General features: G+C 57.5%; 3 protein-coding genes and 1 pseudogene. 2 read left to right on the top strand and 2 right to left on the bottom strand.

Features of this window, described 5'->3' with window-relative positions; translation table 11 throughout:
- A pseudogene (locus AB7F49_RS38705) lies at nt 1-1,156 on the top strand (hypothetical protein); the annotation flags it as partial.
- Nucleotides 1,157-1,401: 245 nt separating this feature from the next.
- On the opposite strand, the gene AB7F49_RS38700 reads toward AB7F49_RS38705, so the two are convergent.
- Nucleotides 1,402-1,737 (bottom strand): hypothetical protein, encoded by a 336-nt coding sequence (locus tag AB7F49_RS38700; protein WP_428533127.1) that lies wholly within the window; start codon nt 1,735-1,737, stop codon nt 1,402-1,404.
- Here AB7F49_RS38700 and AB7F49_RS38695 point away from each other — a divergent pair.
- The gene (locus AB7F49_RS38695) at nt 1,721-3,118 is read left to right on the top strand and encodes an MFS transporter (RefSeq protein WP_428533124.1); all 1,398 of its coding nucleotides are present in this window, start codon (nt 1,721-1,723) and stop codon (nt 3,116-3,118) included. The genes AB7F49_RS38700 and AB7F49_RS38695 overlap by 17 nt on opposite strands.
- A gap of 413 nt (nt 3,119-3,531) precedes the next feature.
- Here the strand turns inward: AB7F49_RS38695 and AB7F49_RS38690 are convergent.
- The coding region (locus AB7F49_RS38690; protein ID WP_428533121.1) for a GntR family transcriptional regulator at nt 3,532-4,092 on the bottom strand (561 nt) is incomplete at its 5' end.

Raw genomic sequence — 4,092 nt, 5'->3', positions numbered from 1 at the left:
CGGCGACGGCGCGGTGTCGTTCGCCGAGTACGAAACGGCGGTGCGCGTGCAGTTTGATGCGTTCGACCAGGACAAGGATGGACGGATCTCACCGGACGAGTTCACGGAGTTCGGGAAGCGGCTGAACGAAGCGCGCCAGGACGCACAACGTGAGCGTGATGCGAGTGTTCGTAAGGCGCGCTTCGAGCTGGCGGCGAAGGGATGTGAGGTGCCGGTTGCGGCCGTCGGTGCGCGGTTGCTGCTTCTGGGCACCAATGGCGCCGCTGCGTTGTCGAACGCCTCGATCGGCAACGAAGACAAAGTGACCTATGTGGCTACTGTCGAGATCGCGCCCGGCAACGACCCGCTCTATCTGGCGCTCACCAGTCGCAGTGCCGTGATTTGGGATATCGTCGGCGCGACCGAACGGATTGTTGGCGTGGTCGCGCATTCCGAAACGCCGCCGGAAATGCCTGGTGACGGTTCCGGACAGCGACGGGTAGCCGCAACCGAGCCTTCCCCTGTATCCGACCGGGGCCGGCCGCTGGTCGGTGTCATGGGTGTGCCGCGTAACAAGGTCTGGTTCACCGCGCATATGGGCTGCCTGATACCGGTATCCGAAGCCAGTATGAAGGACGGCACCGCGCAGCAGATGGCGGCCATGCTTCTGGGTCGTGAAGCCGATGAGATTGGCGCTGCCGAGAACGCTTCCGCGTTCCGGGTGCCCGGCGTACAGCACGTGGCCGGTGGCCGCGTGCGCAACGCCATCCGGTTGCCCGAGGGCGGGCGCGGCGAGCCGTTGTGGCGCGAAGTGCAGGAGGCCTTCACGCGTGGCATCGCGCAGATTGACGTGGAGTCGGTGGTGGCGGCTCATCCAGTGAAGCGTTACGGGATCCTGCCCGGTCGCGCGGGGCTCGCCGAACTGGTTGACGCCGGCTCGCTTACGGTTGCCGGCATGAGCCATGGCGTCCGTTTCAATGGGAGCGAGTGGAAGCCCTACACGTCTCCTGAAAAATTCAGGGTCACGCAGAAGATCAGGTTGCCGGCCGGCACCAAAGGGACCTTCATCCTGCCACGGGATGTGCCGGCGCCGCAGGGCGTCACCAGTCGCGCTTGTTTGGTGTCCGAGTGGGATATGAAGCCGATTAGCGGGCAGCCGCGCAATGCGTGCCGATAGTTTGGGTAGATGCCGCTGTCTCGAACACAAAACAAACATGCCTGCAAACAAGAACAGACAAGCTATTCCAGCGATGTAGAGCGGCTGCAATGCAAGGGACCCGATAAAAGCGTCCAGGGCCTAAAGCGTCAGCACAATCACACGACCCTTATGCGCTCCCCTGGAAGGTCGCGATGTGATTGAAGCCCGATAGACATCATCCGTGAAGATTGAGGCACGTAAGCGAGGTCGGAGCAGACGCCTCGTCAGTTCAAGCCTGCCCGGCCGCATGCGCGGGCGAGCAACCAATGCCCGGGCATCTTCTGACCGGAAGCTCGGAGCCGGGAAGACCAGCATCGCTGCACGGTCAGTTCGTGCTGATCACCGTTCCTCACGGTTGCGGGATGTTCTGTTGCGATGCCTGCCATCAACGCCTCATCGAGCGGCGGGGTTATCTTGCATTCGTTAAGACGGTGCTCAAAATATAGTGGCGCACCTTGTAGAGCTTTCATAAAGTCCGGTATGCAGGTGCCCAGCTCAGATTCGGCGTCCCTTGAGGGTCGATCGTCGCCAGGAATCTCGGTGATGATTCCGGTCATCATCGCGTGCTGCAACTTCATGGTGACGCTGTCACATTACAGCATCCTCACGGCACTTCCCGATATCGGCCGAAGCCTCGGAGAACCGCCGAGCCATTTGGGTCAACTCATCACTGTCTATATCGCGAGCCTGATCATCTCGATGCCGCTCAGCAGCTGGCTGGCGGATCGTTTTGGATTGCGCAATGTCTATGGGATGGCGATTTTGATTTTTGGATTGTCGTCCGCTCTCGGTGGACTGGCGACCGACATTTGGACCTTGACGGGAGTCCGCATTGTACAGGGATTTGGAGCTGCTCTGATCGGCACGCTGGGTCAGGTCGTCATCCTGGGGTTTTTTCCGCGTAACCAAACCTTGAGATTAAGTAACTACCAGTCCATTGCGCGGCAAACCGCACAAATCGTGGCGCCTCTCGTTGGCGGCACCCTTGCAACCTATATATCGTGGCGTTGGATCTTTTTGATCAATGCGCCCGTTATTCTGGCGGCAGCTGTCGCAGCTTTTCTTCTTTTTCCTACAAGGCATCTCACGCGCCGCGCGCGGCTCGACATCCCGGGCTTTGTCTTGTTCAGCCTCGGGATCGCGCTGCTCATCTTTGGTTTGAGTTCCTTGGGAACACACGGTCTACCCGTCTGGGGCGCGGCGGCCGAACTGGCAATTGCGGGGGCAATTCTTGCGGCATTCGTCTGGTATTGCATGCGGACTACCAACCCGCTGCTGAGCCTGAGCCTTTTTCGATTGAGGACGCTTCGCGTCAGCCTCATCACCGGAGGCGGGCTCGACACCATCGGTCTCGCATCGGTCTCGTTTCTACTGCCACTGATGTTTCAGATCGGTTTCGGCATGACGGCGGCGCAATCGGGCGCGCTGACATTTCTGACGGCCTGTGGTTCGCTCGTCATGCGCTTCGGTGTTCCCCAGATGCTCAGGCGCTTCGGATTCCGAAGCGTTCTCATCTGGAACACGCCGATTGCGGCGGCCCTGGTGGCCGCCTTTGCTTTGACAAGCGCCACAACGCCCATTTGGATCGTGGCTGCTCACATCTTTGCTCTCGGGCTTTTTCGCGCCATGCAATGGTCTTCGGCTGGCAACCTCTCGTATGCCGAAATCGCAACGGAGGATCTCACCCAATTCAGCGCATTGTATTACATTTTCGGACAACTGGCCTTGGCCCTCAGCATCGCCCTTGCGTCGGGCATGATTTCATTTCTTGCAGGCGGCGAAAACTCCGCCAGCATCTCTGACTTTCACTTTGTTTTCTTCATTCAAGGCATCATTACGTTGTGCTCCTGGTTTGCCTATCGAAGCCTGCAAACCGAAGATGGAGCACAGGTGAGTGGTCATGCTGTGCACGCAGCCAGCATCAAGAATTCTAATTCGTGAATAACGTTGCCCGACGAATTTCCACGTCGTGAATGATCTCGCCATAACTATATAGGACGAGCAAGATCTCAAGTTTATTCCGTGCAAACCGAAAGAACCGTCGTGGCTGTCGGGCAGAAATCTCCACGTGCCTGCCGACATATTCCCGAATTCGGGAGATGGGGCCCAGAGACCGGCTCGAACTTCGTCGTTGGTGAGATCATTCGAACTGTGTCATGTCTCCAATTGAAGGCACTCCCAGCAGCCTTGACGACGAAACTTGAATCGCTGACCACGCTTCGCGGCTCTTATCGCGTTAGCGAAAAGACAATATGAAAATCGAGAAAATGCGAAAAGAGCCAGAGCGACGAGCTGGGTGAACGGCACGAGAAAGGACTGCGCCTGCGATAGCGCCAAACTATAGTCCCTCACGCTCAGCGCTTTTTTGGCCGCAGCATTGCGGTGCGTCGTTTTTCGTCGCGGTCGATTAAACAATCACGAATAAGGCCGTGAGATGATTCAATGCTGCTCCGCATGAGACTTGCCGCTTTTTCAGAATCACGACGTCGGATCGCATCGACAAGTTTGGCATTATTATTTATCGAATTCTTTCTGGCAGCACCAGAATTCTGATAAGCAATGTATCTATAACGAAGAGCCTGTTTATGAATCGAGGCCAACAGTCTAACCAATTGTCGGTTATGTGCCGCTTCGAAGATGCGCTGGCTCATTTCAACATTGGCCCTGAAATGGCCCACGACGTCATTCTTGCGATAACGTTCCTCGCACTGCGCTTGGCTCTCGCAGAGACGTTTGATTTCGATGTCAGTAGCGTTCTTCGCACTGAGACGCGCGGCAGTTACCTCTAACGAAATCCGGCAGGCATAGAGCTCATCCAAATCTTCGGTCGTCAGGATCGCGACGCGGACGCCCTTACGCTGCTCGCGGGCAATGAGTCCGTCGCGTTCTACCAGTTGCAGCGCTTCGCGGATAGG

Source organism: Pseudorhodoplanes sp. (assembly GCF_050250235.1).
Taxonomy (GTDB): domain Bacteria; phylum Pseudomonadota; class Alphaproteobacteria; order Rhizobiales; family Xanthobacteraceae; genus Pseudorhodoplanes.
Note: the sequence above shows the minus strand (reverse complement) of the source record. Positions and strands in the feature narration are given on the sequence as shown.

What these genes read in the sequence shown, in the direction of transcription:
- AB7F49_RS38695 (WP_428533124.1), top strand. Translation starts at nt 1,721, where the DNA reads ATGATTCCGGTCATCATCGCGTGCTGCAACTTCATGGTGACGCTGTCA.
- AB7F49_RS38700 (WP_428533127.1), bottom strand. Translation starts at nt 1,737, where the DNA reads ATGATGACCGGAATCATCACCGAGATTCCTGGCGACGATCGACCCTCA.